Consider the following 26,990-nt stretch of genomic DNA (forward strand, 5'->3'; position numbering starts at 1 on the left):
CCCTGACATGCGCCATCTCGTTGCCATCTCGCTCCAGCAGCGGGCGCTGGTCCTTTTGCTGTTCATCGCGTTCGTCGCCGTCGGTGCCTTCGGCTTCCTGCGCCTGAATATCGAGGCCTATCCCGACCCGGTTCCGCCTCAGGTCGTCATCATCACGCAGAACCCCGGCCAATCGGCCGAGGAGATCGAGCGCTACGTCACCATCCCCATCGAGCTCGCGATGGCCGGGCTGCCCAACCTCAATTCCGTCCGCTCGACGAGTCTCTTCGGCCTTTCCGACGTCCGCGTGCAGTTCACCTTCGCCTTCACCTACGAGCAGGCGCTGCAGCAGGTGCTCAACCGGCTGGCCGTGCTGCGCGACCTGCCGGACGGCGCCAATCCCACCATCAGCCCGCTCTCGCCCATCGGTGAGATCATGCGCTACCGCGTGGTCGGCCCGCCGGGCTTCTCCTCGGCGGACCTCAAGACGCTGCAGGAATGGGTGCTCGAGCGGCGGTTCAAGCGCGTGCCCGGCGTCGTGGACGTGACGAGCTTCGGCGGCCGCAGCAAATCCTATTCCGTGACGGTGGACCTGCCGCGCCTCAATGCCTTCGGCTTGCAGCTTCCCGCGGTCATCGACGCGATCCGCGCCGGCAATGCCACGGTCGGCGCGGGCACGATCAACATCGGCCCCCAGGCGGCGGTGGTGCAGGGCGTCGGCCTCATCCGCACGGTCGAGGATGTGCGCAACATCGTCCTCTCCGCCTCCGCCGACGGCACGCCCATCCTGCTGTCGGATATCGCGACGGTGGAGATCGGCAGCCTGCCGCGCCTCGGCGTCGCGGGGCACGAGGGCGACGACGACGTGGTGCTCGCCACCGTGCTGATGCGCCGCGGCGAGCAGACGCTGCCCACCATCCGGGGCGTGCAGCAGGAGGTCCAGCGCATCAACGCGGGTGGCGTGCTGCCGCCGGGCGTGCGCGTGGTGCCGCTCTACGACCGCGAGGACCTGGTGAAGGTCGCCACCCACATGGTGGTGCACAACATCATCGTCGGCGTGCTGCTGATCCTGGTCATCCAGTGGCTCTTCCTCGGCGACCTGCGCGGTGCCGTGGTGGTGGCCGCGACGATTCCCTTCGCCTTCTTCTTCGCCGTCCTCGTCATGCTGGCGCGCGGCGAAAGCGCGAACCTGCTGAGCATCGGCGCGCTCGACTTCGGGCTGCTGGTGGATGCCACCATCATCATGGTGGAGAACATCTACCGCCATCTCGCGCTCGCGCGGCGCAACCCGCATCTTTATACGGCGCCGCAGGGCATGGGCGGGCTTTCGGGCATTTCGCTCACGGTGCTGCGCGCGGGCGGCGAGGTGGGCAAGCCCATCCTCTTCGCGCTGCTGATCGTGATCGTGGCCTTCATCCCGCTCTTCACCATGGGCGGCATCGAGGGACGCATCTTCGGCCCCATGGCCAAGACCTATGCCTATGCCATCGGCGGATCGCTGATCGCGGCCTTCACCATCGTGCCCGCGCTGTCGGCCGTGCTGCTGCGCGAGGACAGCCAGGAGCGCGACACGCCGCTGGTGCGCGGGCTGCGCTGGATCCACGCCCGCATGTACGACGCCGCCATGGCGGCGCGCGAATTCGCCCTGGTGATCGCGGCACTCCTCGTCGCGCTGTCCATCGGCGTGCTCTCGCATCTCGGTGCGGAGTTCCTGCCGACGCTGGAGGAAGGCAATCTCTGGGTCCGTGCCACCATGCCGGGCACGATCTCGCTGGAGGAAGGCCAGGCGACGGTCAGCGGCATTCGCGCCACGCTGATGGAATTCCCCGAGGCGATCACGGTCACCTCGCAGCAGGGACGCCCGGATGACGGAACGGATTCCGCCGGCTTCTTCAATGCGGAGTTCTTCGTGCCGCTGCGGGCGCCAGACCAGTGGACCACGGCCCGCAACCGCGACGGCCTCGTGGCCGCGATGAACGCGCGCCTCAGCCAGCGCTTCCTCGGCGTGCAGTTCAGCTACGCGCAGGCGATCAGCGACAACGTCCAGGAGGCCGCTTCCGGCGTGAAGGGCGCGAACGCGATCAAGGTGTTCGGCCCCGACCTCGATGTGCTGACCGCCCGCGCCGAGCAGATCCGCTCTCTGCTGACGCAGGTGCGTGGCCTGACGGACATCGCGATCTTCCCGACGCTCGGGCAGCCCACCGTCTCCATCCAGATCGACCGGGCCCGTGCCGCGCGCTTCGGCCTGCAGGTGGACGACATCAACGACGTGATCCAGACCGCCATCGGCGGCCGTGAGGCGGGACGCCTCTACGAGCAGGGGGGCGACCGCAACTTCCCCATCGTCGTGCGCCTCGCCGAGCCATTCCGCAACGACATGGAGACCATCCGCCGCATCCCGGTGGGCGGTCCCCGCGGCGCGGTGCTGGCGGATGTCGCACATATCGAACTGACCTCCGGCACGGCCTATGTCTATCGCGAGGAGAGCACGCGCTACGTGCCCATCCGCTTCTCCGTTCGGGGACGAGATCCGGCGAGCGCGGTGCAGGAGGCGCAGGCGCTGATCGCCCGGAGCGTGCAGCTCGATCCCGGCTACCGCCTCGATTGGCTGGGCGAGTTCCGCAACCTGCAAGAGGCGGTGCATCGCCTGCTGAATATCGTGCCTGTCGCGCTGCTCATCATCATGGTGCTGCTCTACGTGCAGTTCGGAAACATCCGGGAGATGCTGCTCGTCATGGCGATGGTGCCCTTGTCGCTGGTCGGCGGCATCATGGCGCTGGGCGCGGCGGGGCTGAACTTCTCCGTCCCCGCGGCGATCGGCTTCCTGGCCCTGTTCGGCATCACGGTGATGGAGGGGATCATCATGCTTTCGCACTTCAATCACCTCCGTCACGACGGCATGGCCTGGCGCCCGGCATTGGATCAGGCGGGCCAGGACCGCCTGCGGCCGGTCTTCATGACCTGCTTCGCCAGCTTCTTCGGCCTGCTGCCGATGGCGCTGGCGACGGGCATCGGAGCGGATGTGACGAAGCCGCTCGCCATCGTGGTGGTGGGCGGCATCGGTCTCGTCCCCATTTTCATCCTTGTGATCTTCCCCGCGCTGATCGACCGCATCGGCCGCCCGAGGGACCTTGCCCGGCAGGAGGCCGCGACGGCCGCACGGCGAGAGCGCGCGGGGCTGCACGCATGAAACCGACCCTGATCCTGGCGGCGCTGTGCATCGGCACCCCCGCCTTCGCGCAAATCACGCCGATCGCGGAGCCCCCGCCGCAACAGCAGCGGCGCGCACCGCGGCAGCAGTCGCAGGCGCCGGCGCCGCAGCGGTACAACGGCGCGGGCATGCAGGCCCTGCCGCTGCCGGGCGCAGCCCGCCCGCTGACCCTCGCAGAAGCCGAGTCGATGCTGGTCGAGCGCAACCTGCTGGTCGTCGCGGCTCAGCGCGGGGTGGATGCGGCGCGGGCGCAGCGCCTCGTGGCATCCTCGCGGCCACCGATGCAGCTCAGCGCCGGCAGCATGGTCGGCGAGTTCAACGAGCTCCGCAGCGGTGCTCTCTATGGCGCGCGCTTCCACGCGCCCACGAACAACGTCAATCTCGGGCTCACCGTCATTGTCGAGACGGGCGGCAAGCGCGAGCTTCGCACGCGCTTCGCCGACGAGAACATCGCGGTGGCCGAGGCGCAGGTGCTCGACGCGCTTCGCGGCCAGGTCTTCCAGCTGCGCCAGGCCTTCATCGCGGCGCTGGGCGCCCGCGCCAATCTCGAGGTCGCGCTCGGCAACCGGGGCAGCCTCGACCGCACGGAGGCGCTGCTGCGTCGCCAGCTCCAGGACGGCGCCCTGCCGGAAGGCGACCTGCTGCGCTTTCAGGCGAGCCGCGTGCCCTTCGAGGCCGACGTCTCCTCGGCCGCCCAGGCCTATGCGGCGGCGGTGGCGCAGGTGGCGGCGACGCTCGCCATGGATGCCGCCGCCGTGGCCCCGCCGGCGACTTCGAGCCGCGATCCCCTCCGCGTCGCGCTGCCCTCCGTTGCCATCGACGTGCGCGGGCGCTTCGACAGCCTGCCCGATCCTGGCGTCTCGCGTGGGGAGCTGGGCGACGCCGTCCAGAACCGCCCCGATGTGGTGGTCGCCGCGCGTCAGGCCTCGGCGGCCGGCGCCAATACCAGCCTCGCCGAATCGCAGCGCTGGCGCGACGTGACGGTGAATGGCGGCTGGGACCGCACGCGCCTCTCGCAGGACCTGCCGAATTCGACGCAGCAGATCTACGCGAGCAACCAGTTCTCGCTGAACCTCTCCGTGCCGCTGTTCACGAGCCAGATCACGCGCGGCAATATCGGCGTCGCGCAGAGTCAGCAGGCGCAAAGCGCGGCGCAGGCGCAGAACGCGCTGCTGCAGGCGCGTGCGGATTTCGCCACGGCCTGGTCCACCTTCGAGCAGGCGCGCGCGCTGCTGCGTCTCTATACCGGCGGCGCGCTGAGCCGGGCGGAGCAGGCCTATCGCAGCACTGAGCAGGCCTATTCGGCCGGTGGCCGCAACCTGCTCGACGTACTGGACGCGCTTCGCACCCTGAACGCCACGCGGGTCGCGGCGAATAATGCCCGTGCCGCCTATCTGACCGCGCTGGCGCAGCTCGAATTCGCGACGGGCGTGACCGGACTTTCGCCGCGCCTGTAACGCGGCGCGAACAGGATGGCCGCCAGGGGCAGGAGCCATACGATCCGCGCCTGGTAGCGATGATGCGGCATGGAGAGCGCGCCCGTCGCCAGCGCGTTCCCCGCCAGCCCCACCAGCAGGCAGAGCAGAAGCCCGAGCCGCCGCGCATCCCGCTCGCGATGCGCACGCCACCAGCCCAGCAGCGCGAGCGGCGTCGCCAGGATCAGCACGGCGGAGTAGAGCGGGTTCAGCGCCCGGCCGATGGGCTTGAGCCGGTCCTGCATCTGGAGCGAGTTGTCGAAGCGGGCGACCTCGCTGGCCGGAAAGCCCCGCGCCAGCACGCCGCGAACGCCTTCTCCCACATCGTGACGCGACAGCGTGTCTCCCACCTGGCTACGGCGGAGCTGGCCCAGGAAGTTGCGCGCCATGTCCGCCAGCACGCTCAGCGGCTCCCGCCGGAGGGTGGTGGCGATGATGGCGCGGGCCTCGGGCGCCAGGATCACGCCGCCCAGAAAGATAGCCTGGCCATCGAGCCCGCGATTCACCGGGCTATCGGGGCGCCAGAGGAAATCGTCCGAATTGGTGGGTAGGCGGTCGGCGAAGGCGCAGAGATACCAGCCCGAGGCGGGGCACTCGGCGGCGATGGTGCGCGCGGCGGGTCCATCGGCAATGAGCCGGGCGAGGAAGAACGTGCTCCCGTAGGGCGAGATCGAGAGGCGGCCATGGCCCACGAGATTGGTGGCCAGGAGAAGCGCCACCGCGCCGAGCAGCGGCGCCGCGACGCGCGCCACGCTCGCCCATCCGGTCCGCAGCAGACCGGCGAGGACCGTCAGCGCGAAGATCACCGGCAGGTTCGACAGATGCGAGGCCGTCGCCACGCAGCCGAGGATCAGGAGCCAACCGCGCTCCCATCGCCCCAGCCTGTCCCATCCCCAGCCGAGCAGGCCGGCGCTGACCACGGCGGCCGGCGTCATGATGTCCGGCATCACCAGGGCGGCGGACCAGGGCGCCGCGGTCAAGGCGGCGAGGGCCAGGCAGATCGCCAGATGCCGCCCCGGTGACGCAAGCCCGAGCGTGCGTGCCAGGAGCCAGAGCAGGTGCGAGACGATCAGCCCTTGCGCCACGACGACCCCCCAGAGGGTGAGGTGCTGGTGGAAGATCCAGGCGAAGGGACCGTAGATCCAGGGCTTATCCCAGATCATCAGCGGCGTGACCGTTTGGTCGAGGAAGGCGCCCGTATCGCTGAAGATGATGGGATAGCGATTCACGAAGGCGGGCCAGATCAGCAGTAGCCCGCCGAGCAGGACGGCGAGGCCGGCCTTCACCAGCGCCCAGCCGCCTGATCGTCCTCGGCGCGTGCCTCGACCCAGCGGGCCCGGCCTTCGCCGAATTCCTCGCGCTTCCAGAAGGGCGCCTTGGTCTTGAGCCAGTCGATCAGGAAGGCGCAAGCTTCCAGCGCCGCGGCCCGATGGGCGCTGGCGGTCAGCACCAGCACGATGGGCTCGCCCGGCAGGATGCGGCCGACGCGATGGATCACGGTGCAGCCGGTCAGCGGCCAGCGCGCCTCGGCCTCCGCCGCGATCCGCGCCAGGGCGCGCTCCGTCATGGCGGGATAATGCTCGAGCACCATGGCGGAGAGACCGTCATCCGCCCGGCAAAGGCCGACGAAGCTGGCGAGGGCGCCGACATCCACCCTCCCCGACGACAGCGCCGCGCTCTCGGCGGCAAGGTCGAACACGGCTTCCTGGACGACCACCCGGGCCATCTCAGCCGCCCGTGACGGGGGGGAAGAAGGCAACCTCGTCCCCAGGGGAGACGAGGTCGGACAGATGGGCGAAATCCTGGTTCACCGCCGCGCGAACCGCGCGGGGATTGGCGAAGGCCTCGGCATGGCCTGGGCTCAGCGTGCCCAGGTGGCGCATCAGCCCGCCGACGTCGCGTACGCTCTCCGGCAGGGCGATCTCCTCGCCGGCGGTTCCAACCTTCTCGCGGACCCAGGCGAAGTAGAGGATCTGCATGATCAGCGCGGAGTCGGCACCTGCTGGACGTTGCCGCCCGGGCCGATGATGGTCGTGACCGCGCCTTCCTGGATCGCCAGGCCGCTGCCCTGGGGGGAGATCGTGGTCTGAACGCGATTCGTCCCGCCCGTGGTGGTGACGGGGCCCTGCGGCGTCGAAATCACCTGGCCCATGTCCATGGCCGGCGCCGGTGTGCGCGGCGCGGTCGTCCGCACGGCACGCTGTGAAACCGGCATGCTCGACGTGCTGCTCGGATAAGTGGGCTCCAGAGCCGCGGCGCTGCCCCGGCGGCGAGGGGGCGGCGCGTCCGCGCTCGGCGAAACGCCGCGGAGCGCCTCATCGGGGTTGGCCAGGGTGGCGCGCGGCGCTTCTTCCTGCGGCCAGACGTCGCCGGGCTCGGGGCGCAGCGGCTGGAATTCGGCGGGCGAGGAACGGGACTGGATGCGCTGCACCGTCAGGCTGTCGGCGGGCGCGGCAGGGCGCATGCCGCCCCAGCTCGGGCCATAGCGAGTGGCCACGCCGGAGAGGCCGCCCGTCATCGACGCGAAGCCCGACTCGAAGGAGGAGCACCCCGCCAGAACGGAACCGATGCCGAGCAGGAGCACCAACCTGAACCCGGAAGCCTTCACCCGCATCCCGCACTCCCAAAAACCAACCGGTTTGCACCATGCGCCGGGGCTAAGCTTCCCTCAAGGGCGCTTGGACGCTCCGACACTCGGCGCGTCCCGCCCCGCGGCATGGCGAAGCCCCGCCACCCAATAATCCCAGCCCGTCACCAGCGTCAGCACCGCGGCCGTCCAGAGCATCGCCTGTCCGATCAGCGAGACCGGGAGGAAATCCAGCCCGACGGCCCACGCGCCACTGTCGCCGGCGAGCAAGGTGCCGAGAGCCCCCATCTGGAAGCCCGTCTTCCACTTGGCAAGGGCGGTGACCGGCAGTCCGACGTTCAGGCCCGCAAGATATTCGCGCAGGCCCGAGACCAGGATCTCGCGCAGCATGATGACAATGGCCGGTAGCAGCGCCCAGTTGGGCAGCCGGTCGAAGCCGGCCAGCAGCATCAGCGCCGCGCCCACCAGCAGCTTATCGGCGATGGGATCGAGCATCCGGCCGAAGCTGGAGACGATCTGCCGCTCGCGGGCGATCTTGCCGTCGAAATAGTCGGTGATCGCCGCAGCCGAGAAGACGACGCAGGCGGCGAAATCGGACCAGGGCTGGCGCAGCGCCACGAAAAGCACGAGCAAGGGGATCGAGAAGATCCGCGACAGCGTCAGGAGGTTGGGCAGGTCGGTGGGCACGAATCCTATGTAGCTTGACCCGTGCCGGGGTGGAAATGCTGGTGAATCCGCCGGGCCAGGGCCGCGCCCACGCCTGGGCAATTGGCCAAGTCCTGCTCGCCCGCGTTGCGCACCCCGCGCGCCGAGCCGAAATGGTTCAGCAGCGCCCGCTTCACCTTCGGACCCACGCCCGGCACGTCGTCCAGCTCTGACCTCGTCAGCGATTTCGCCCGGCCCGCGCGGTGGGTCGCGATGGCGAAGCGATGCGCTTCGTCCCGCAGGCGCTGGAGGTAGTAAAGGACGGGATCGCGGGGCGGGAGCTGGAATTCCTCGCGCCCCGCGAGGTGGAACCATTCGCGCCCGGCGTCGCGGTCCACCCCCTTCGCGATCGCGACGATGGGGATGTCGTCCAGGCCGAGCCGCGCCATGACCTCCCGCGCGGAGCTGAGCTGCCCCTGGCCGCCGTCGATGATGACGAGGTCCGGCCAGCCGGGTTCGGCCCGTGCCGGATCTTCCTTCAGCGCGCGGCCGAAGCGACGTTCCAGCACTTCCGCCATCATGCCGAAATCGTCGCCGGGCGTGACGGCGGACTTGATGCCGAACTTGCGGTAGGCGCCTTTATTGAAGCCGTTGGGACCGCCCACGATCATGGCCCCATAGGCGTTCGTGCCCATGATGTGGCTGTTGTCGTAGACCTCGATCCGCTCCGGCCGTTCCGGCAGGTCGAAGAGGCGCTGCACGCCGTCCAGCAGCTGTCCCTGCGCGGTCGATTCGGCCAGCCTGCGCTCCAGCGCCTCGCGGGCGTTCGTCTCGGCGTGGGCCACGATGTCGCGCTTCTCGCCGCGCTGCGGGCGATGGAGCTCGACACGCCGCCCGGCCTTGGTGGCCAGCGCGTCCGCGATCAGCCCGGCTTCTTCGACGTCGTGGCTCAGCAGGACCAGGGGTGGAGGAGGCAGGTCGTCGTAGAGCTGGGCCAGGAAGCTGCCCAGCACCTCCTCGGGCGTGATGTCCGTGCGGGCATGGGTGAGGAAGTAGGGCCGGTTGCCGTTGTTGCGGCCGCCGCGGAAGAAGAAGACCTGCACGCAGGATTGGCCGGCCGCCATGTGCAGCGCCACGACATCGGCATCACCCACGCCTTCGAGGTTGATCCGGCTCGTGCCCTGGATCTGCGTGAGGCCCCGGATGCGATCGCGCAGGGAGGCCGCGCGCTCGAACTCCAGCGCCTCGGCGGCCTGTTCCATCTCGGCGGCCAGGCGCTTCTGGATCGTTGGGACCTCGCCCGCGAGGAATTGCTTCGCCTCGGAGACGAGCGTGCCGTAGTCCTCTGCGCTCACGCGGCCGACGCAGGGGGCCGAGCAGCGCTTGATCTGGAAGAGCAGGCAAGGCCGGTCGCGCGTGTCGAAGACCGTGTCGCGGCAGGTCCGCAGCAGGAAGACGCGCTGCAGGGCCGTGATGGTCTGGTTCACCGCCCAGACGCTGGCGAAGGGGCCGTAGTAGCTCGCGCCCTTGCGCCGCTCGCCCCGATGCTTGGCGATCTGCGGGTAGGGGTGGTCGTCCGAGACCATGAGCCAGGGGTAGGACTTATCGTCCCGGAGGACGATGTTGTAGCGCGGCCGCAGCCGCTTGATGAGGTTCGCCTCCAGCAGCAGGGCTTCGACTTCGGAGGCGGTGGTGATCACCTCCACCTTCCGGGTCTCGTGCACCATGCGGCGCAGGCGTTCCGGCAGGCGGGAAGCCTGGGTGTAGCTCGCGACGCGCCGGCGCAGGGCGCGCGCCTTGCCGACGTAGAGGACGTCTCCCTTGGCGTCGATCATGCGATAGACGCCGGGCGAGAGCGGCAAGGTCGGAAGGGCGGCCTCAAGCGCGGCGCTGCCGGCGAGCGGTGTCGCGGAAGGCTCGTCGGGGTCCATCCGGGCGGAGATACCCACAAGTCGGGGGCCGCTCAAGCGGTCCGAAAACTATCCCCGACTTCTGTGGATAACCCTGTGGGCTGCTCCGGGGCATCGTCACGGGAGCGGCCTTTCACCTACGGTTGCATTGATCTGCCCAGAGAAGGGGCATTCAAATAAGTTATTGAAAATGCTGTATTAATATAATCATCACACGCCATGAATGTCAGGCGCGTGAAGAAAATGTTGAGGAATCAAAGACGGATTTGGCGGCAAACCGGCGGTGGATGAATCATCGCCCGGTGGCCAGATGGGGCTTGACTCGGCCCGTAGCCTGGGCCGCGGCGAGCCCCGCCCCGTTCGGCCGATCACGTCCAGGTTGGTTTCGGGCAGCGGATCGGCATTCAGGCGATGCCGCCAGCGGGAAATCGACGCTAGGCCCGAACCCGCTCCACGGTAACGCCTACGGAATCGGCATCCGCGAAGGCGTCCGGCTTTTCGATGGTCACCCTCGCCACGCGAACCCGGGGGTCTTCCAGCGCCATCGCGGCCAGGGTCTCGGCCAGCGTCTCCACCAGGAGCACATGGCCCCGCGCCACCTCGGCGCGGGCACCCAGCACCAGGCGCTCGTAATCGACCACCCGGCTGAGCTGGTCCGGGCCGATGCCGACTGCCGCGCTCTCGTCTTCCACGGCCAGTTCCATGTGGACGCGGATGCGCTGGGGCCCGGCCTTCTCATGCGCGTAGATGCCGAGCCGGGCCTGGAGCTCCAGCCCCCGGACGAAGACCTGCCGGAGGGGTTGCGTGCGGGGTGCGGTCATCTCGTCACTCTTCGGGGGCGATGCCGCCGCGCGGCGCCCATTGCAGGTGCTGCCCGCCATCGAGGCAAAGGATCTGCCCCGTCACCGAGGGCAAGGCGAGCAGTGCCACGACGGCGGAGCCGATCTCCTCGGGAGAGGTGCCATGGCCGAGCGGCACGGAGGCGCATTGCCGGTCGAACTGCGCCTGGCTCTGGCGCGGGCTCGGCAGGGCCGGGCCGGGGCCGATTCCGTTCACGCGGATGCGCGGCGCCAGCGCCAGCGCCATCTGCTGCGTCAGCGCCCAGAGCCCGGCCTTGGAGACGGTGTAGGAGACGAAATGCGGCGTGAGCGACTTCACCCGCTGGTCCAGCATGTTGACGATCGCGCCCTGGCTGCCTTCGGGCAGGTGCCGCGCGAAATCCTGCATCAGCACGAAGGGCGCCCGCAGGTTGGGCTCCATGTGCTCGTCCCAGCCCTCGCGGGTCGCGTCGTTCCACTCGTCGCGCTCGAAGGCGCTGGCATTGTTCACCAGCACGCCCGGCGCGCCCATCTCGGCCAGGATGCGCGGCCAGAGGCCGCGGACTTCCTCCTCGCGCATGAGATCGGCCTGGAAGGCGCGGCACCGGCGGCCGAGGGCCGCGGCTTCCTCGGCCAGCGTCGCGGCCTCGGCGGCCGAGGCTCGGTGATGGATGGCGAGGTCGAAGCCCGCCCTGGCCAATGACAGCGCGATGCCGCGTCCCAGGCGCCGGGCCCCACCCGTGATGACGGCGAGGCGGGGAATCTCGGGCGGGATGGGAAGGAGGCTCATGGGGTGGGCTTTCCAGTGCCGCCAGGCGCGTCGTTCGGCAAGAGCATGGCCGCATAGCCGCCACGCGCGGCGGCGCCGACCGCCTCGGCCACCCGGGGATCGACCAGGGCCGCCAACTCCGTCGCATAGGAGTAGCCGGCCGCGCTGCCGGGGAAGCCGCCCGCGGTGGCGGGGTGGAAATAGATCTCGGTCACGCCGTCCTCCGGCAGATGGGGGAGGGCGGCGAGCAGCCGCTCCACCGTGAAATGGCCGGACCAGGCCAGGCCCAGCACCCGGTCCGGCGCCAGGAGGCCGAGTCGCGAGGCACGCCGCCGCAGCACCCGGCACCAGGGCTTGAGCGCCCATTCCGCCGTCCCGGGACTCGCCGGGTCGGCCGCGCGGACGAGCGGGCCCGGTTCCCAGGGCAGGCGGATGCAGCGCACGCCCGCGCCGCTCGCAGCACGCATGAGCTCGACGGCGATCTGCGGATGCAGGTGATAATGCTTGTGGGCGTTTACATGATCGCAGCTGAGCCCGGTGGCGGCGAAGCGCGCCATCTGCGCCGCGACCTCGGCCGCGAGCTCCGAGCGTGCGGCGGGCGAGAGCGCGAGCAACAGGCCGAGAGCCGCCATGTCGTCGCGGAAGCGGCCATTCTTCTGCGTCAGCGCGGGGATCTGCGCGGCCGGCAGGACCGGCACGCCATCGGTCAGCGTCAGGTGCAGCCCGACCGCCAGTCCCGGATTGGCGCGGGCCACGCGCAGGCCTTCCTCGAAGCCCGCCTCGCCCACCATGAGGCTCGCCGCGGTCAGCACGCCCTCGCGATGGGCGCGCTCGATGCCCTCATTGGTCTCGGGGGCGAGGCCGAGGTCGTCGGCGTTGAAGATGAGGCGCTTCATCGCGCGCGCCCGGCCTCCACCATCTCGCCGCCCGGTCCGACCCGGTAGCGCGTCTGGCCCCAGACCACCTGGCCCGGCCGCAGCGCCGCGACCCAGACGGCCGCCGAAAGCAGATCGCGCATCGGCAGCCAGGCGAGGCGTGCCCAGCGTCGTCCCAGGCCGAGGGCCTCGTCCACCCCGGTCGCCAGGTAGCACCGCGCGGCCAGGGCGAGGGCCAGGACGCCCGCCGTCGCCCAGCCCGGTGCGAGCGCGAGCGCCGCCAGGGCCCAGGCCAGGGGATAGGTAAGCGAAAGCCCCCAGTATCCCGCCGGGCTCAGCAGATGCAGCGTCCGCGCCCAGCGCAGCTCGTGCGCCCAGAGCGAGCCGAAGCCGCGCTCCGTCATCACATGGACGGGGAGCACCGGCGCCACCTCCACCTTCAGCCCCAGGCGCCGCACCGCCGCGCCCAGCGCGTGATCATCGGCGAGCAGCGGCAGCAGGGGCTCGAAGCCGCCGATGCGGTCCAGGGTTTCCTGCCGCAATGCCATGGTGGCGCCGTAGCAGCCATTGGCCTTGCCCAGCTCCTCGCCCAGCGCGGCGTTGGGCAGGAACTGCCAGTCGATGGCCAGCGCGGCGAAGCGCGACCAGAAGGCCCCGTCGCCGGCCTCGCCCCGGTAGAGGCAGGTGACGAGCCCGATGCGCGGATCGGCGAGGGGGGCGGTGACGGCCGTCAGCCAATCCGGCTGGCAACGCATGTCGGCGTCCGCCGCCACCAGGACAGGATGGCGGGCAGCTGCGGCCAAGTGGACGAGCTGGCTCACCTTGCGGTTGGCGCCGAGCACGGCCCCGCCCGCGAGCAGGCGGCCCGGCGCGGCGCCTGCGGCCAGCGCGGCTTCGGCCAGCGGGGTGGCGGAGTCCGCCGGGTCGGACACGCCGAAAAGCGTCTCGTATTCGGCGGCATGCTCCTGGCGGAGCGCGGCTGCGAGGTTTTCCGCGAGGCCCGGCTCCGCGCCATGAAGCGGCTTGAGAATGCTCGCGGGCAGGGCGGGCGCCGTCGCGGGCCGCCGCGCCGCGAGCCGCCACAGTGCGCGCCGCGCGAAAACGGCCTGGGCCGAGCCCGCCAGAGCCAGCAGCCCGGCGGCCACGGCCAGGGCCGAGACGATACTCACGGGCGCCCCTTCGCGCGGAGCGCGGCGCTGCGATAAGGTAGGGGGGTGAAGCGCATCATCCTCCTGCTGTCATTGATGCTCGGGGCGTGCACCGTCAACGACCCCCCGGCCACCGATGCGCGTGACCCCTTCGAGGCGACCAACCGTCGCATCTTCGCGTTCAACAACACGGTGGACGACAATGTCCTGCGGCCGGTGGCCGAGGCCTATCGCGACACCCTGCCCGAGCAGCTGCGCACCGCGATCCGCAATTTCCTGCGGAACCTCAACGAGCCCGTGATCCTCGTGAACAACGTGCTGCAGCTTCGCCTGCTCGATGCCGGGCAGACGCTGATGCGCTTCTACGTGAACACGACGGCCGGCGGGCTGGGCTTCTTCGACGTGGCGACGGCCACGGGCATCGAACGCCGCCCGGCGGATCTTGGCCAGACGCTGGCGAGCTGGGGTCTGCCGGACGGGCCCTTCCTCATGCTGCCGCTGCTGGGTCCGACCACCGTGCGCGACGCGGTGGGCGACGGCATCGAAAGCTTTGGCCATCCGATCTCGCTGCTCACGGGCGCGGTGTTCTCGCGAGGCCTTTCTCAGGCGCTGGGCATCGGGCGCGGCACATTGGGCGGGCTCGATCTGCGCGCGGAGAATATCGAGACGCTGGATGCGCTCCGGAACGACAGCCTCGACTACTACTCCCGGCTCCGGAGCGTGGTGCGCCAGCGCCGCGATGCGGAGCTGGGCCGCAGCGGGCAGGAGGGCGAGGGCATCCAGCCGCTCGACGATCCCGGCGCGGTGTCCTCCACGCCGCCCGACCCGGGCGCACCGGTCCAGGCGGGCCTGCCTACCACCATCGGGGGGCCGGCGGCCGAGCTGCCGGGCATCACCGTCACCGCTCCCTCCGCGACGGCGCCCGCGGTGACCTTGCCGCCGGTCCGGCCCCCGCCGGGCGACCCGGCCTGGGTGCGTGGCGTACTCGAAGGCGTACGCGAGCCGCGCTGACGGATTTCTTTCCCCTTCCGGCGCGGAGAAACTTCCGGTAGTTTTACGTGATTGCTGGGGTTTATCGGGGGAAGCTCATGCGCTACGTCATCCTGGCGGCTCTGGCCGCCCTGGCGGCCTGCTCGGGCTCGCCAAGCGGCTCGGCGCCGCAATCGATCGTCGATCGTTCCGCCCTCACGGTGCAGGAGATCCTGACCGAGGAGAATGACCGGCTCGACGCCGCCAGTATCCTGCGCCGGGCGCGCGGGGCGCTGGTCTGCCCGCGCAGCTTCAGCGCGGCCTTCTTCGCGGGCGGCGAGGGCGGCGACTGCGTGCTGGTGGGCCGCGACGCCGCCGGTTCCTGGTCCTCGCCCGCCTTCTACGGCATCGGCTCGGGCAGCTTCGGCCTTCAGGCCGGCATTCGCGACAGCCAGACGCTGCTGCTGCTCATGAACGACCGTGCGCTCAATGCCGTGATCAATAGCCAGTTCAAGTTCGGCGCGGATGCCTCGCTGGCGGTGGCGCATGTCGGCGGCTCGGTGGAGGCCGCGACGACGACGGCCCTGGGGGCGGACATCCTTGCCTTCTCCCGCTCGCGCGGGCTCTTCGCCGGAATCTCTTTCGAGGGCACGGTGATCAATTCGCGTCCGGACTGGAATGCCGCGTATTATGGGCGTGAGGTGACCGCGCGGGATATCGTGGTGAACATGAACGCGCATAATCCCGGTGCCGATCCGCTGCGCGCGGCCCTGATCCGCTTCGGCGGCGCGCCAGCCGCGGCCACGCCGGCGGCCAGTTCGCCGCCCGCCTATTCCTCCGCGCCGTCGGCCTCATCCTCCTCGCGCGGCGTCGGGCGCGCGTCGCTTCCGCCTCCGCCGCCGGCGCGCTGAGGTTCCTCGGGCGGCGAAGTTGCGCTAATGCTGCCCGCGTGTCCGAGGTCCCGCCTTTCTGGAAGACCAAAACGCTCGAAGCCATGACGGATTCCGAGTGGGAGAGCCTGTGCGACGGCTGCGGACGCTGCTGCCTGCACAAGCTCCGCGAGGAGGACACCGAGAGGCTGCACCACACCGAGATTGCGTGTCGCCTGCTCAACCCTGCCACTGCGCGCTGCACGGACTATGCCAACCGCAAGCGCCGCGTGCCCGACTGCATCCGCCTCACGCCGAAGCGCCTGCGCAGTATCGATTGGCTGCCCCCGACCTGCGCTTATCGCCTCCTCGCCGAGGGGCGGGACCTGCCGTCCTGGCATCCGCTCGTCTCCGGCGATCCGGAGAGCGTGGTGCGCGCGGGCGTCTCCGTGCGCGGCCGCGTGATCAGCGAGCGCGAGGCCGGCGCGCACGAGGACCATATCGCCACTTGGCCAGGGAACTGGCCGCGCCGGGCGGGCACGAAGCCCGCCATCGGCTCACTGCAAGGAAGCCTCCCATGAAGAATGCCCTGTTCGGCGGCGTGAACGCCGCGGTCCTGACCGCGATGAAGCCCGACCTCTCGCCCGATCTCGACCGCATGGCGAAGCACGCCAAGTGGCTGCTCTCGAACGGCTGCAACGGCCTCGGCATCCTGGGCACCACGGGCGAGGCGAACAGCTTCGGCCTGCATGAGCGCAAGCAGATCCTGGAGGGCCTGATCGCCCGCGGCGTGCCCGCTTCCGTGATGATGCCCGGCACGGGCTGCGCGAGCCTCGCCGACACCGTCGAGCTGACGCTGCATGCGAAGCAGAACGGCTGCCGCGGCGTGCTGCTGCTGCCGCCCTTCTACTACAAGGGCCCGTCGGATGACGGCCTCTTCGCCTACTTCTCCGAGGTCGCGAAGCGCGTCGGCCCCGGCATCGCGCTCTATCTCTACAACTTCCCGCAGCAGTCGGCGGTGCCCTTCAGCCTCGACCTGATCGGCCGCCTGCTGAAGGCCTTCCCCGGCGTGTTCAAGGGCGTGAAGGACAGCTCGGGCGACTACGCGAACATGAAGGCGATGATCGACGCCTTCGCCGCGCAGGGCTTCGAGGTCTACACGGGCTCGGACGAGTTCCTGCAGAAGATCCTGGCCGAGGGCGGCGCCGGCTGCATCACGGCGGCGAGCAACGCCAACTCCCATTGGGGCGGCATCGTCTACGCGAAGCGCACGGGGCCCGAGGCGGATGCGGCCCAGGCCATGCTGGCCGCGACCCGCAAGGCCGCGACTTCCTTCCCGCTGATCCCCAACCTGCGCGAAGTGATCGCGCGCAGCACGGGCGACGACGGCTACCGCACGATCCGCCCGCCGCACCTGCCGCTGTCCAAGGAAGACGGCGACAAGTGCTGGGCCGCCTGGCAGGCGACCGGCGCCATTCCGCTGCCGGGCCTCTCCCCGGCTGCCCAGGCCGCCGAGTAAGCCATGTCCGAACCGCTCCGCTGCCGGGCGCCCGCCGTCCCGGTGCAGCAGATCGACGACGACAAGGTCCGTGTCACCCGCTGGGACTTCGAGCCCGGCGCGGAGACCGGCTTTCACCGCCATGGCTGGCTCTACATCGTGGTGCCCATGACGGACGGCACGCTGCTGATCGAGTTTCCGGACGGCACGACCATGACGTCCGAGCTCAAGGCGGGTGAGTCCTATCACCGCATCGCGGGCGCCGAGCACAATGTGGTCAACGCCGGCTCGACGTTCCTGAGCTTCGTGGAGACCGAGGTGAAGGCCTTCCCGGGCTAGCCCGGATGGACGAGGTCTCCCTCGTCGAATACGACCCCGCCTGGCCCACCATGTACGCGGCCGAGGCGGGGCGCCTGCGGGAGGCCCTGCCTCCCGGTCTCATCCTGGCCATGGAGCATTTCGGCAGCACGGCGATCCCGGGCCTCATCGCCAAGCCCGTCATCGACATCCTGATCGCCGTGCCCAGCCTGGAACAGGCACGCGCCTCGGCCGTCGCGCCCATGGGGGCGTTGGGCTACGCCTTCTGGGCCGATAATCCGAAGCGCGACCGCCTCTTCTTCGTGAAGGGCCTGCCGCCTGCCGCGCCCCAACGGACGCATCATGTCCACATGACCGTGGGCGACGGCGAGATGTGGCGGCGACTGGCTTTTCGCGACCATCTGCGCGCCCACCCGGAAGAGGCCGCGCGCTATGCCGCGCTGAAGCGTGACCTGGCGGCCCGGCATCGCGAGGATCGCGAGGCCTATACCGAGGCGAAGTCGGGCTACGTGGAGATGGTCCTGGCGATAGCCCTTCAGCGGGCGAACCACTCGTAGCCGCGCGTCAGCGCATCCTGCCGCCCGTCGCGCGAAACGTCCCACAAAGCATTGTCCACCGAGAGCCGCTGCCCGCCGTCCCGCTGCACGGGGCGGATGTTGAGGGAGGCGCGGTTGCGGCTGCCGATGCCGAAGAAGTCGAAAGGCACGCGCACATAGATGCCCTTGTCGAAACTGCCCTCGCCGAACTGGCTCGCGCTGACATTGGTGAAGGTGGCGAAGCCGCCCACCTCGATGCCACTGTCGAAGCGTCGCCCCACCTCGATGGTCCCGCCCCAGTCGCCGGCAAGATACCGCCCGCCGCGCAGCACCGTGTAGAGGTTCCATACGGGCAGGTCGGCGTAGAGCGAGACATGCCCCGTCGCGACGGAATAGCCCAGCATGCCGAAGGTCTGCCGGTAGTCGCGCTGCGCCACATAGTTCACATCGAGCCCGACGGCGAAGCCGCGGTCGAAGGGGCGCCATAGCACCTCGCCGGAGATGCCGGCGAACATCGGCTCCAGCAGGCCGGCCGTGACGCGTGCGTAGACGTCGCGGGCCGGATTCCACATGCGCTCGAGATAGAGGGCGGGGATGGTCGGGCTGTCCGTGCGGGCGTAGCGGGCGAAATCGCTGCGGACATGCGGCAGCTGGCTGTCGCTCGGCAGCCCGCCGTCGAGATTGCCGGCGATGGCCTGCGCCACGCTCCCCGCGATGCCGATGTTCCAGCCCAGGTCCAGCCGGCCGCCCACGGCCGCCCCTGCCTGCCAGCGCAGCGCGTGCTGCGCGTCGCCCACCTGCAGGTTCAGCGTGGGCGCGATGCCCCAGGAGAAGCGCGGCGGCGCGCTGCGGAAGGCGGAGGGGCTCGCCTCGTCCCAGGCGGGCAGCAGCTGCGTGGCGTGCAGGATCTCCTCCGCGCTGCCTTGCGCGCGGGTCAGGTTCTCGAAGGCCTCGCGCAGCGTGACGAGACGCGCGACCACCGCGCCGTCTCGCTCCCAGACCAGCCGGATGCGCTCAATATGCGCGGGCAGATAGGGCTGCGCCGCACGCACCACGCGGCCCGTGACCTGAGCGAGCGTCCGGTAGCGGCCGCCCGAGACGTTGATGCTCGCCTCGTCGCCGTGAATGTCGAGCGCGATGGGCAGGAAGCCCGCCTCGCGCAGCGCCGGAAAGAGCCGGGTCGCGATCTCCGCATTGAGCGTGGCTGCGCCGTCGCCGTCCTCCTGCCCACGCCGCCACACGCCCTCATATCCCGCGAGCGCGGCTCCGATCCGCGCGAGCCAGCCGGGCGCGGAAGGGGGTGCGGGCGGTGTATCCGCCTCGCCGGGGCGCGGTGCGAGCGGCGGCGGGGGCTGTCGCGGCAGATCCGGCGGATTGAACGGGTCCAGCCGAAGCGAGGCCCGCAGCAGCAGGTCCGTCCCATGCACGTAGGAGAGGCCGAGATTCACATGCCGGTTGGGCTGCCATTCGAGGCCCGCATTGAAGCGGCTCGCCGCTTCGCCGCGCAGGTTCGTGGTGCGTGCCGGATAGCCGCCACGCTCGTCGCGCAGCGCGTCCGAGGAATACTCGACTTTCGCGCGCAGCCCCTCGATCTCGCCGAAGGGCGTCGGGATCGGGGGCACCGACCACTCGATGCCCGCGAAGATGCCGGCATATGGGCCGCGGAACAGGCCGTTGAGTTGGGCCGTGCCGCCCCGGCCGACCTGGCGCGGGCGCGTGAGGAAGCGCTCGCTGCTGTAGCCCAGAGGGTTCTCGATATCGTTGCCGCTGGCCAGGCGGCCCCAGCCCATGCCGAGCGTCGTGTCCAGCGACCAGAAGCGCTTGGAGGCGACGATGTACTCGCCCTGGTAGAGGCCCGTGCCGATCACGTCCTGCAGGCCGAGGGCCAAGGCCGGGCGCCAGGCATTTTCCTCCCAGACGCGCAGTTTCACGTCGAAGGCGCGGTCCGTCGTCGTGCCGCGGCCGGTGGTGCCGTTGAGGCGATCGCTGAAGCGGAAGGTGGTCTCGAGGAAGGGCAGGGCCTGGAAGTTCACGAACCAGAAATTGCGCTGGCGGCGGAGCGCGACGCCGGTCTCGATGGTGCCGTCCGGGCGGAAGCGCGCATTGGGCATTTCCAGCAGGCCGACGCGGCCGAAATTGGAGCCGGTCGCGGGAACGTCATCGATGGCATGCGCGGGCAAAGCGAGACCGGCGAGAAGCAGCGCGGCCACAGGAAATCCGGCCGCAAGGCGGCCGGTGCCGCCCGGCGCATGGGGGAGCAAGCCTAATTCCCTCTGGCGATCACGGCGAGCGCGGCGGCGCTGATCGCGAGCTGCCCCGCCACCTGCGTCATGTCGCGCAGAAATCCCCAGTTCTCGAAGGGCGATGGGTCGTTGGGCACGATCACCAGGCTGCCCGGCGGCACCGGCGGCCCGCCCTGCTGCCAGGAGCCGAGCCCTGCCGGCGCCGAGGTCCCGTTGGGCAGCACGAGGAAGGCGCGCGAGAGGTCCGCGAAGCGCTGCGTGCCGCCCGCTGCCGTCACGTATTGGCTCGCACGCCAGCCGGTGGCGAATTGCAGGCTGCCGGGATTCTGGACCGAGCCCACCACCGTCACCTCGTTCGGCCGCTTGGGCATGACGATGAGGTCGCCGGGTTCCAGCAGCACGTCGAGTTCCGGCCGGCCGGCGAGGACCACGGGGTTGGCCTCCACCACCATGCGCCCCGCCGCGCGGGCTTCGCGCAGGGCCGCCGCCATCTCGCGCCCCGCCGCGACGGCGCCCGAGATGTCCGTGCCCTGCCGCGTGCCCACCACGGCCTGCCCGGCGGCCACCTGCATGAGCCCGGTTTCCAGCTCTCGTGCCGATCGCTGGAAACCTTCCTGCTGGCGGTTTCGCACGCTTTCCCGCGTGAAGACGGCGCCGTAGGGGTAGGCCTGCGGAGTCAGCCCGCCCGCCCGCGCGATGACCTCCGAAAGGCGCTCGCCACGGCGGATGTCGTAGGCGCCGGGCCGCAGGAACTCGCCGATCAGCGTCACCGGCCCGCCCTCGCGGTCGCCGAAGCCGCGCGGGATGCGGATGCCGTCGCGCGGCGAGAGGCGCACGGCGGCGAAGTTCCGGCTGCGCAGGTCCAGCACCGTGCGGCTGAGTGGAATGGCGCTCGCCTGCTCCGAGGGCTCGCGCGCCAGCTCAATGGAGGAGAGATCCGCCGTGTCGGTCACGCCGCCCGCGACGGCGAGCAGGGCGTCGAGCCCAGTATTGTCCATCACCGGGTAGAGGCCGGGCAGGCGCGCCTCGCCCGCCAGCAGCACGGCATTGTCGACGAGGAAGGTGAGCAGCGCCGGATAGTCGAGGAAGACCTGCGGGCACGGCGTCGCTCCGAGCTCGGGAAAGCCCGCCACCCGGGCGTGGGCGAAGCGCTGCGGCGAGGAGCGCGCGGCGATGGCGAGCTGCGTCAGCGCCACGCAGTCCAGCCCGGCCGTGGCGACGGCATTGCCGGGCGTGGGCGGCGCGGTGAAGCCCTGCGGCGTAGGGATGGAGGTGCCGCCGCGCGGCTGCGGCAGCGCGACCGGCAGCGGCGAGGTGAGCGGCGCCGCCTCTGTCTCGCCACGCATCGCCTTCTGCACCGAGGGGCTGGAGAGCCAGGTGATGTCGCTCAGCGCCAGGATGATGACGTCGTCGCCCTCGGCGAGCGGCATGTTGCCGCGCCCCTGCAGCAGCGCCGCGAGATCGAAGGGCTGGAAACGGCGCGTGCGCGTGTGCGGGTCGACGCGCAGGACCACGCCCATCCGGGCATAGGGGTCTGGGCGCACCAGACGTGAATCGGCGAGAAGTCCGCGCAGCGTGGCGCCGCGACCGCCCATCGCGCGCGTCGTCGGCTGCGCGACATGGCCCGAGAGCCGCAACTGCTGCGACTGGACGTCCGATCCCGGCTGGACCAGCAGCGCATCGCCGCGCCGCAGGGCCGTGGAGAGCGAGATCTCGCGAAAGGCGCGGCGGCCCTCGCCATCCGTGGTCTCGAGCAGGTAGCGGTTGCCGCTGGGCCGAAGCGCGTCGCCCGCCAGCCGCAGCATGGTGCCGAGCACGGCGGCGGCATTGCCAGAAGGCAGTTCGTAGATGGCCGGGCGCGCGACCTCGCCCCCCAGGGCCACCACGCCGCCGATGGGCGGGACCAGGATGCGCTCGCCCTCGTGCAGGGTCAGGTCGGGCGCCGTGCCCTCGCCCGCGATGACGGGATAGAGGTCCACGATCCGTCGCCCGTGCGGCCCCTCGATCCGCACCGCGCGCAGCGAGCCGGATTTGCGCACGCCGCTCGCCGCGACCAACGCATCGAGCACATTGGCGAGCGGCGAGAGTGGCACCACGCCGGGCCGCTGCACCTCGCCGCCCACGAAGACCGTCATCTGCCGGAGCTGGCCGAGGGTCACGAAGACTTCGGAGCCCTGGAGCTCCCGCTGGGCGCGTTGCTCCAGCTCCGCGCGCAGCTCGCGCAGGGTTCGGCCGGCGGCGGGCATGGCGGGCAGGTCGGGCAGCAGCAGCATGCCGTCGCGCGTGACGCGGATGTTGACGGTCTGGCGTGAACGGCCGCGGAAGGCGATCACCAGCTCGTCGTCGCGGCCGATCATGTAGTCGTCCGGCACGGCGCCGAAACCATTGCCCACCGGTGCCCCGCCCGGGCCGGAACGAAAGGTGTCATAGCCGAACTGGCGCAGCGGCTGCGTCAGCCGGTTCGCGAAGAACTGCTCGACCGGGGAGAGGGGCTCCTCGAAGGCGGGCGGGCCGGGGGGCGCGGCAGGGGCCGCCTGCACCGAAGGCGGCAGGGGCGGTGGCGTGGGCGGCAGGGCCTGGGCGGGGGAGGCCGCGCCGCGCGTCGCGCCGGCATCGAGAAGCCGCTGGAGAATGTCCTGCTGCGCGCTAGGCGGAAGGCTTGGCAGGGCGCCGCCGCCCGGCAGGGTGGCCGGCAAGGAAGGCGGCGAGAGAAGCGAGGGAGCCTGGGAATGCGCCCTTTCAACCGCTCCAAACAGCAGACCGAAGGACAGAATAGTGACGAATTGGATAGTCCTCAGCAACCTATGCGAGCGCACTTATATTAACTCTCTCTCCATGATTGCAAATCTCTGGGAATTCTGCCTCCGTTGCAACCATGGATCGAGCATTTGTTCCTAGGGAATGTTCTTTTGCACTTTGGCTCGATGCCCTGATCCGGCTGGGACCGCGCCCCGTCGCGCTGGCGCTGTGGGGCAGGGGGCCCTTCGCCCGGCTCCGCCTGCGAATCCGCCTCGCGCGACGGGCGGAGCCGGGTGCGATGGAGGGAGCGGATCTCCGCCCCCTGTGGGAGGCGAATCGCTGGCAGGAGCTGCCGGCCCTGGCCCTCGCAGGCGCGGAAGACGCGCTGGCGCCGCAAGTGGAGTCGTGGCTGGCCGCGCATCCGCCGTTCAGCGGCCCCCAATGGATGTGCGGCCAGGAAGCCGCGTTCCGCGCGCTGCATCTCGCCCTCGCATATGCCCTCCTGGATCGACGCCCGCCTCAGGCGACGCTCCGGCTGCTGGCCCGGCGGATCGCGGCCAATCCCGCCTACGGCATGGCGCAGGACAACAACCATCCCGTTTCGGAAGCCGCCGGGCTTCTGATCTGCGGCATGGGTCTGAATGACCGGCGCATGGCCCTCCGGGGCTCCAGGCGCCTCGACAATGCGATCGCCCGCCTGGTCGCGCCGGATGGGAGTTTCGCGCAGGCAAGCCCCGCCTATCATCGCCTCCTGTTGGACACCGTCGCCGTCGCCGAGTGGCTGCGCCGTCGCTGGGGCGGACCCGGTCCCGCGTCGCTTACCCTCGCGCGCCTGGATTCGGCCACCCGATGGCTCCAGCCGCTGGTATGTCCGGACACGGGCGCCATGCCGCGGATCGGCCACCAGGATGGCTCGCATCTCGCGGATATCGCGGGCGCTGGTCCTGACGATGCCCGGCCGAGCCTGGAACGTGCGGCGCGCCTCTTCTGCGGCGCGTCCGCCGGCTGGCGCGACGATCGCGGCTGCGCGGCGATGGGACTGCCCGCCCCGAAGCAGATCATGACGGCACGGGCCGATTGGCAGAGCGGCGGATTTCTAGGCCGTTCCTCGGGCCGGGCCCGGGCCGTGCTGCGGCGCGGTCCGCTGCGCTTCCGGCCGGGGCATGCGGATCTGCTGCATCTCGATCTCTGGGACGGCCCGCTCAACCTCCTGCGGGATGGCGGCACGGGGGCCTACAACCCGGCCGATCGCGGCTGGCTCGACGAGTTCCAGGGCGCGCGGGCGCACAACATCGTCTCCTTCGATCGCGAGGAGCCCATGCCCCGGCTCGGCCCCTTTCTCTTCGCGCGCTGGCCCCGCACGCAGGAGCTCCCCCATGGCGGGACCGTCCGGGACTGGCGCGGCCGATGCCATGCGCGCGAGGTCTTCGCCATGCCGCGCGGCTTCCGGATCGAGGACCGCCTCGCGGGCACCTTCCGCGAGGCGCTGTTGCGCTGGCGCCTGGCCCCCGGCCGCTGGGTGCTGACGGAGAACGGGGTTTCCAGCGAGCGGGCGCGGCTGACCGTCACCTCCAACGTCGCCCTGCGCTTTCGCCTGACGCAGGGGCGGGAGAGCCTGGCCTATGGCGAGGTCTCGGCCCTGCCGGTGCTGGAGGTGCTGGCGGGGCGGGCAGCGCGACGCCTGACGACCTGGATCGAACTCCCGCCGGATGAGGCGGCATGACGCTCGAAGCTCTCTTGCGGCGCCTCGCAGGCCAGGCGAAGGGCCTCGCGGTCGCCGGTGCGCTCGGCTACGCGGCGGCGGCCGCGCTGGTGTGGAACTGGCCGCGGGCCTATGTGGCGACGGCCATCGTGGCCCCGGCGGAGACCACGGGCATCGCGACCTCGGCCCTGCTGACGCCCGCGCCCTTCCTGCAGCCCTCGCTGCTGGACCAGCGGCCGGGCGGCAATTTCGCGGTCTATCTGGCGGCGCTCCGCGCGCCGGAAGCGGCGGCCGTGCTGGCGCGGGAAACCGGGATCCTGGCGGAGATCGAGGCCCGGCGCGCGGCTCTGCCTTTCGGCCCCCTCCGCCGCCTGCTGGGCCTGCGGATGCAGGCCGATGCCGATGACGTGCTGGCGCTGCTCGAGCGCAACCTCGCGACCACGCCCTCGCTCAGCTCGGTCACATGGTCGCTCGAACTGGTTCACCGGGAGCGTGCGACGGCGCTCGACATGCTGCTGCGCCTGCACACCCAGGCCGAGGCGCGCGTGCGCCAGACCCTTGCCGAACTGGCCGGCCGACGCATCGCGGCGCTGGAGGAGCGGTTGCGGCAGGAGCGCGACCTCTTCCTTCGCAACACGCTCTACGAGCTTCTGGCCCAGCAGCAGCGCGCCGCCCTGGTGGTGGACGCGGACGAGGCGGCTGCCGCGCGCCTCGTCTCTGGCCCGGTGGTGGAGATTCGCCCCTCCGTCCCGAACCGGCCGCTGCTGCTGCTGCTGCTCGCGATCGTCGTTCCCGGCGTGGTGGTGGTCCTGGCGGCCTGCCGGATCCTCGCGGCGGGCGAGACTGAGGAGCCGTCCCCGCCGCGCCGGATGGAGCCGACCTTCGTGCACCTGCCCGTGGACCAGGCGTGCTGAAGGCCGCGCCGGCCCTGGGCGCGACGGCCGGCCTCGCGGCAGCCGCGCTGCATTTCGCCGGAGCCCTGAAATCCACGCCGGCCTTGGCGTCCTTGCCCTTCGACGTCACGCTCCTGGCCGCCGTCATCCTGCTGCCGGCGCTGTTGCTGCTTATCGTCCTCGCGCGGCGGTGGGACCTGGCGCCACAGCTGGCGCTGCCGCTCGCGGGTTGTGCCGGCCTTTGGCTCTGGTGGGTATTGCGCGCGGCGGGCAGCTCCTGGCCGGACGGCGCGGCCGAGCGCCTCAGGGACATCGTGCTGATCGGGCCCGTCATGCTCTTCGCCGGAATGGCCATCGGCGCGGATCCGGCCGCCCGGCGCATCTTCGTGCAAGCTACCATCGCGATAGGCATTTTCGTCGGTGCTTCGGTCGCCTGGGGCATTGCGACGGACCGCGTGGCGCTGGGCGGCCAGGTGGGGGCGGATCCGGCGCGGGTGCGCGTGCAGTACCAGATCGCGGGCCTTGCCATCGCCTGCGCGGCGGGGCTCGTGTCGGCCCGGATTCCCGGCTCGCGGGGCCTCGGGCGGGTGGGATGGCTGGCGCTGCTGGCACTGCTGGCCGGTGCGGTGCTGCTGCCCGGCGGAAGAGCGGCGTTGCTGGCCCTCGGTGTCACCGCGGGGCTCGTGCCCGCGCTTGTCTGGGTGCTGGAGGGCCGGCTGGGGAGCGCCCTGCTCTGGCTGGCCGGGCTGGCGGCGGCGGGCGGGCTCGCCTTGGCGATGCTGGCCCTCGACCCGGAGCGTGTGGCCGAACTCGCGACGCTGGAGCGCCTGCTGCGCGACGACGGCGGCGTGGATTCGGCGCGTGAGATTCTCTGGTCCGCCGCCTGGGGGTTGGGGGATCTCGCGGGACTCGGCCCCGGCGGATTTCCGCCGGCGGCGGGCAACGGCCAGGGCCGGGCGCTGCATCCGCACAACCATGCGATCGAGGCGCTGGTGGAGGGCGGCGCGGTGGGGCTCCTGCTCTGGCTGCTGGCCTTCGGGGGCGGCGCGCTCGTCCTGCTGCGTCGCCTGTCGCATGCCGGGCCCCGACGCGCGGCCGAGGTTCTGGCGCTGACCCTGCCCATGGCCATGACGGCCATGGTCTCGACGGATCTCGGCAACCGCATGGCCTGGTTCGCGCTGGGTCTCGCGCTCTCGGCGGCGGTCGAGGCGCGGCGTGTATAGCCGCTTCGGCAAGCGCTGCTTCGATGTCGCGGCGGTGCTGCTGATCTTGCCGGCGGCCGTCCCGGCCATGCTGATCGTCGCGTCGCTGGTGCGGTGGGCGCTCGGCCGGCCGGTGCTGTTCCGGCAAGTCCGTGCCGGCCGGGAGGGCGTGGCCTTCGAGCTGCTGAAGTTCCGCAGCATGCGTCTAGGCCCGGGCGAGGATGCCGACCGCCTGACGCGCTTCGGCCGCCTGCTTCGCGCGACGGCGCTGGATGAGCTGCCGCAGCTTCTCAACATCCTGCGTGGAGAGATGAGCCTGGTCGGCCCGCGCCCGCTGCTGCCGGAATACACGGCGCGCTATACCGCCCGGCAGCGCACGCGGCTGGCTGTGAGGCCCGGCCTGTGCGGGCTGGCCCAGGCGCAGGGACGCAACGCCGTTCCATGGGACGAGCGCCTGGAATGGGACGCCCGCTATGTGGAGCGCGTCACCTTCGGGGGTGATCTCGCCATCATCTGGCGTTGCGCTCGCGTGGTCGGGCGCGGCCAGGGCGCGAGCATGGCCGGTCACGCGACCATGGAGCGCTTCGACAAGGGCTAGGCTCCG

The 26,990-nt window shown here is 70.9% G+C and carries 24 protein-coding genes; 12 read left to right on the forward strand and 12 right to left on the reverse strand.

Features of this window, described 5'->3' with window-relative positions:
* The first annotated feature begins 7 nt into the window (after positions 1-7).
* Together WJM96_RS14870 and WJM96_RS14875 are read left to right on the forward strand one after the other, a co-directional pair.
* Complete coding sequence (locus WJM96_RS14870) at positions 8-3,169, forward strand: efflux RND transporter permease subunit (RefSeq protein ID WP_424813300.1); 3,162 nt, start codon at positions 8-10, stop codon at positions 3,167-3,169.
* Positions 3,166-4,647, forward strand: a complete 1,482-nt coding sequence (locus WJM96_RS14875) for a TolC family protein (RefSeq protein WP_424813301.1) — start codon at positions 3,166-3,168, stop codon at positions 4,645-4,647. Before WJM96_RS14870 ends, WJM96_RS14875 begins: the two co-directional genes overlap by 4 nt.
* Here WJM96_RS14875 and WJM96_RS14880 read toward each other — a convergent pair.
* The 10 genes from WJM96_RS14880 to hpnI form a co-directional block, all read right to left on the reverse strand.
* Positions 4,581-5,951, reverse strand: coding sequence for a hypothetical protein (locus WJM96_RS14880; RefSeq protein ID WP_424813302.1), 1,371 nt, complete (start codon positions 5,949-5,951; stop codon positions 4,581-4,583). The genes WJM96_RS14875 and WJM96_RS14880 overlap by 67 nt on opposite strands.
* A complete protein-coding gene (locus WJM96_RS14885; protein WP_424813303.1) occupies positions 5,948-6,391 on the reverse strand; it encodes a molybdenum cofactor biosynthesis protein MoaE in 444 nt (147 codons plus the stop codon). Before WJM96_RS14885 ends, WJM96_RS14880 begins: the two co-directional genes overlap by 4 nt.
* Before the next feature lies 1 nt (position 6,392).
* Positions 6,393-6,644: a molybdopterin converting factor subunit 1 gene (moaD, locus tag WJM96_RS14890; RefSeq protein ID WP_424813304.1), complete on the reverse strand. Its 252-nt coding sequence runs from the start codon at positions 6,642-6,644 to the stop codon at positions 6,393-6,395.
* Positions 6,645-6,646: 2 nt separating this feature from the next.
* Positions 6,647-7,279, reverse strand: coding sequence for a hypothetical protein (locus WJM96_RS14895; RefSeq protein WP_424813305.1), 633 nt, complete (start codon positions 7,277-7,279; stop codon positions 6,647-6,649).
* Positions 7,280-7,333: 54 nt separating this feature from the next.
* Positions 7,334-7,939, reverse strand: a complete 606-nt coding sequence (pgsA, locus tag WJM96_RS14900) for a CDP-diacylglycerol--glycerol-3-phosphate 3-phosphatidyltransferase (RefSeq protein ID WP_424813306.1) — start codon at positions 7,937-7,939, stop codon at positions 7,334-7,336.
* A 5-nt stretch (positions 7,940-7,944) separates the two neighbouring features.
* A complete protein-coding gene (uvrC, locus tag WJM96_RS14905) occupies positions 7,945-9,828 on the reverse strand; it encodes an excinuclease ABC subunit UvrC (RefSeq protein WP_424813307.1) in 1,884 nt (627 codons plus the stop codon).
* Positions 9,829-10,241: 413 nt separating this feature from the next.
* Complete coding sequence (locus WJM96_RS14910) at positions 10,242-10,628, reverse strand: dihydroneopterin aldolase (RefSeq protein WP_424813308.1); 387 nt, start codon at positions 10,626-10,628, stop codon at positions 10,242-10,244.
* Between the two features lie 4 nt (positions 10,629-10,632).
* Positions 10,633-11,415 carry an SDR family oxidoreductase gene (locus tag WJM96_RS14915; protein ID WP_424813309.1) on the reverse strand — a complete coding sequence of 261 codons (783 nt, stop codon included), beginning with the start codon at positions 11,413-11,415 and terminating at the stop codon, positions 10,633-10,635.
* The gene (gene hpnK, locus WJM96_RS14920) at positions 11,412-12,290 is read right to left on the reverse strand and encodes a hopanoid biosynthesis-associated protein HpnK (RefSeq protein ID WP_424813310.1); all 879 of its coding nucleotides are present in this window, start codon (positions 12,288-12,290) and stop codon (positions 11,412-11,414) included. Before hpnK ends, WJM96_RS14915 begins: the two co-directional genes overlap by 4 nt.
* Positions 12,287-13,438 (reverse strand): bacteriohopanetetrol glucosamine biosynthesis glycosyltransferase HpnI, encoded by a 1,152-nt coding sequence (gene hpnI, locus WJM96_RS14925; protein WP_424813311.1) that lies wholly within the window; start codon positions 13,436-13,438, stop codon positions 12,287-12,289. Before hpnI ends, hpnK begins: the two co-directional genes overlap by 4 nt.
* A 45-nt stretch (positions 13,439-13,483) precedes the next feature.
* Between hpnI and WJM96_RS14930 the strand changes: the two genes are divergently transcribed.
* From WJM96_RS14930 to WJM96_RS14955, 6 genes are all read left to right on the forward strand, one after another.
* On the forward strand, positions 13,484-14,428 hold the full coding sequence (locus tag WJM96_RS14930; RefSeq protein WP_424813312.1) for an MlaA family lipoprotein: 945 nt from the start codon (positions 13,484-13,486) through the stop codon (positions 14,426-14,428).
* Between the two features lie 77 nt (positions 14,429-14,505).
* Complete coding sequence (locus tag WJM96_RS14935) at positions 14,506-15,297, forward strand: lipid-binding SYLF domain-containing protein (protein ID WP_424813313.1); 792 nt, start codon at positions 14,506-14,508, stop codon at positions 15,295-15,297.
* Positions 15,298-15,335: 38 nt separating this feature from the next.
* Positions 15,336-15,836: a YcgN family cysteine cluster protein gene (locus WJM96_RS14940; RefSeq protein ID WP_424813314.1), complete on the forward strand. Its 501-nt coding sequence runs from the start codon at positions 15,336-15,338 to the stop codon at positions 15,834-15,836.
* A complete protein-coding gene (locus tag WJM96_RS14945; protein WP_424813315.1) occupies positions 15,833-16,774 on the forward strand; it encodes a dihydrodipicolinate synthase family protein in 942 nt (313 codons plus the stop codon). Before WJM96_RS14940 ends, WJM96_RS14945 begins: the two co-directional genes overlap by 4 nt.
* A 3-nt stretch (positions 16,775-16,777) precedes the next feature.
* Positions 16,778-17,092 carry a cupin domain-containing protein gene (locus WJM96_RS14950; RefSeq protein WP_424813316.1) on the forward strand — a complete coding sequence of 105 codons (315 nt, stop codon included), beginning with the start codon at positions 16,778-16,780 and terminating at the stop codon, positions 17,090-17,092.
* A 5-nt stretch (positions 17,093-17,097) separates the two neighbouring features.
* Positions 17,098-17,628: a GrpB family protein gene (locus WJM96_RS14955; protein ID WP_424813317.1), complete on the forward strand. Its 531-nt coding sequence runs from the start codon at positions 17,098-17,100 to the stop codon at positions 17,626-17,628.
* Here the strand turns inward: WJM96_RS14955 and WJM96_RS14960 are convergent.
* Together WJM96_RS14960 and WJM96_RS14965 are read right to left on the reverse strand one after the other, a co-directional pair.
* Positions 17,607-19,817 (reverse strand): YjbH domain-containing protein, encoded by a 2,211-nt coding sequence (locus WJM96_RS14960; RefSeq protein WP_424813318.1) that lies wholly within the window; start codon positions 19,815-19,817, stop codon positions 17,607-17,609. The two genes, WJM96_RS14955 and WJM96_RS14960, sit on opposite strands and share 22 nt — an antisense overlap.
* Positions 19,818-19,870: 53 nt before the next feature.
* Complete coding sequence (locus WJM96_RS14965; protein WP_424813319.1) at positions 19,871-22,546, reverse strand: SLBB domain-containing protein; 2,676 nt, start codon at positions 22,544-22,546, stop codon at positions 19,871-19,873.
* A gap of 341 nt (positions 22,547-22,887) precedes the next feature.
* On the opposite strand from WJM96_RS14965, the gene WJM96_RS14970 reads away from it, so the two are divergent.
* Genes WJM96_RS14970 through WJM96_RS14985 form a run of 4 tightly spaced genes read left to right on the forward strand, consistent with a single transcriptional unit; the run spans position 22,888 to position 26,984 of the window.
* Positions 22,888-24,312: a heparinase II/III domain-containing protein gene (locus WJM96_RS14970; RefSeq protein ID WP_424813320.1), complete on the forward strand. Its 1,425-nt coding sequence runs from the start codon at positions 22,888-22,890 to the stop codon at positions 24,310-24,312.
* A complete protein-coding gene (locus tag WJM96_RS14975) occupies positions 24,309-25,205 on the forward strand; it encodes a hypothetical protein (RefSeq protein WP_424813321.1) in 897 nt (298 codons plus the stop codon). The genes WJM96_RS14970 and WJM96_RS14975 overlap by 4 nt, the downstream gene beginning before the upstream one ends.
* Entirely contained in the window at positions 25,199-26,407 is a 1,209-nt protein-coding gene (locus WJM96_RS14980; RefSeq protein ID WP_424813322.1) for an O-antigen ligase family protein, read from the forward strand. Before WJM96_RS14975 ends, WJM96_RS14980 begins: the two co-directional genes overlap by 7 nt.
* A complete protein-coding gene (locus tag WJM96_RS14985; RefSeq protein ID WP_424813323.1) occupies positions 26,400-26,984 on the forward strand; it encodes a sugar transferase in 585 nt (194 codons plus the stop codon). Before WJM96_RS14980 ends, WJM96_RS14985 begins: the two co-directional genes overlap by 8 nt.
* The last annotated feature ends 6 nt before the right edge of the window (positions 26,985-26,990 follow it).

It is taken from the genome of Roseococcus sp. YIM B11640, from assembly GCF_049727625.1.
Classification (GTDB): Bacteria; Pseudomonadota; Alphaproteobacteria; order Acetobacterales; family Acetobacteraceae; genus Roseococcus.

Excerpts from the sequence above, each read along its gene's own strand:
- WJM96_RS14870 (WP_424813300.1), top strand. The coding sequence starts at position 8 with ATGCGCCATCTCGTTGCCATCTCGCTCCAGCAGCGGGCGCTGGTCCTT.
- WJM96_RS14875 (WP_424813301.1), top strand. The coding sequence starts at position 3,166 with ATGAAACCGACCCTGATCCTGGCGGCGCTGTGCATCGGCACCCCCGCC.
- WJM96_RS14885 (WP_424813303.1), bottom strand. The coding sequence starts at position 6,391 with ATGGCCCGGGTGGTCGTCCAGGAAGCCGTGTTCGACCTTGCCGCCGAG.
- moaD (WP_424813304.1), bottom strand. The coding sequence starts at position 6,644 with ATGCAGATCCTCTACTTCGCCTGGGTCCGCGAGAAGGTTGGAACCGCC.
- WJM96_RS14895 (WP_424813305.1), bottom strand. The coding sequence starts at position 7,279 with ATGCGGGTGAAGGCTTCCGGGTTCAGGTTGGTGCTCCTGCTCGGCATC.
- uvrC (WP_424813307.1), bottom strand. The coding sequence starts at position 9,828 with ATGGACCCCGACGAGCCTTCCGCGACACCGCTCGCCGGCAGCGCCGCG.
- WJM96_RS14910 (WP_424813308.1), bottom strand. The coding sequence starts at position 10,628 with ATGACCGCACCCCGCACGCAACCCCTCCGGCAGGTCTTCGTCCGGGGG.
- WJM96_RS14915 (WP_424813309.1), bottom strand. The coding sequence starts at position 11,415 with ATGAGCCTCCTTCCCATCCCGCCCGAGATTCCCCGCCTCGCCGTCATC.
- hpnK (WP_424813310.1), bottom strand. The coding sequence starts at position 12,290 with ATGAAGCGCCTCATCTTCAACGCCGACGACCTCGGCCTCGCCCCCGAG.
- WJM96_RS14935 (WP_424813313.1), top strand. The coding sequence starts at position 14,506 with ATGCGCTACGTCATCCTGGCGGCTCTGGCCGCCCTGGCGGCCTGCTCG.
- WJM96_RS14945 (WP_424813315.1), top strand. The coding sequence starts at position 15,833 with ATGAAGAATGCCCTGTTCGGCGGCGTGAACGCCGCGGTCCTGACCGCG.
- WJM96_RS14950 (WP_424813316.1), top strand. The coding sequence starts at position 16,778 with ATGTCCGAACCGCTCCGCTGCCGGGCGCCCGCCGTCCCGGTGCAGCAG.
- WJM96_RS14955 (WP_424813317.1), top strand. The coding sequence starts at position 17,098 with ATGGACGAGGTCTCCCTCGTCGAATACGACCCCGCCTGGCCCACCATG.
- WJM96_RS14970 (WP_424813320.1), top strand. The coding sequence starts at position 22,888 with ATGGAGGGAGCGGATCTCCGCCCCCTGTGGGAGGCGAATCGCTGGCAG.
- WJM96_RS14975 (WP_424813321.1), top strand. The coding sequence starts at position 24,309 with ATGACGCTCGAAGCTCTCTTGCGGCGCCTCGCAGGCCAGGCGAAGGGC.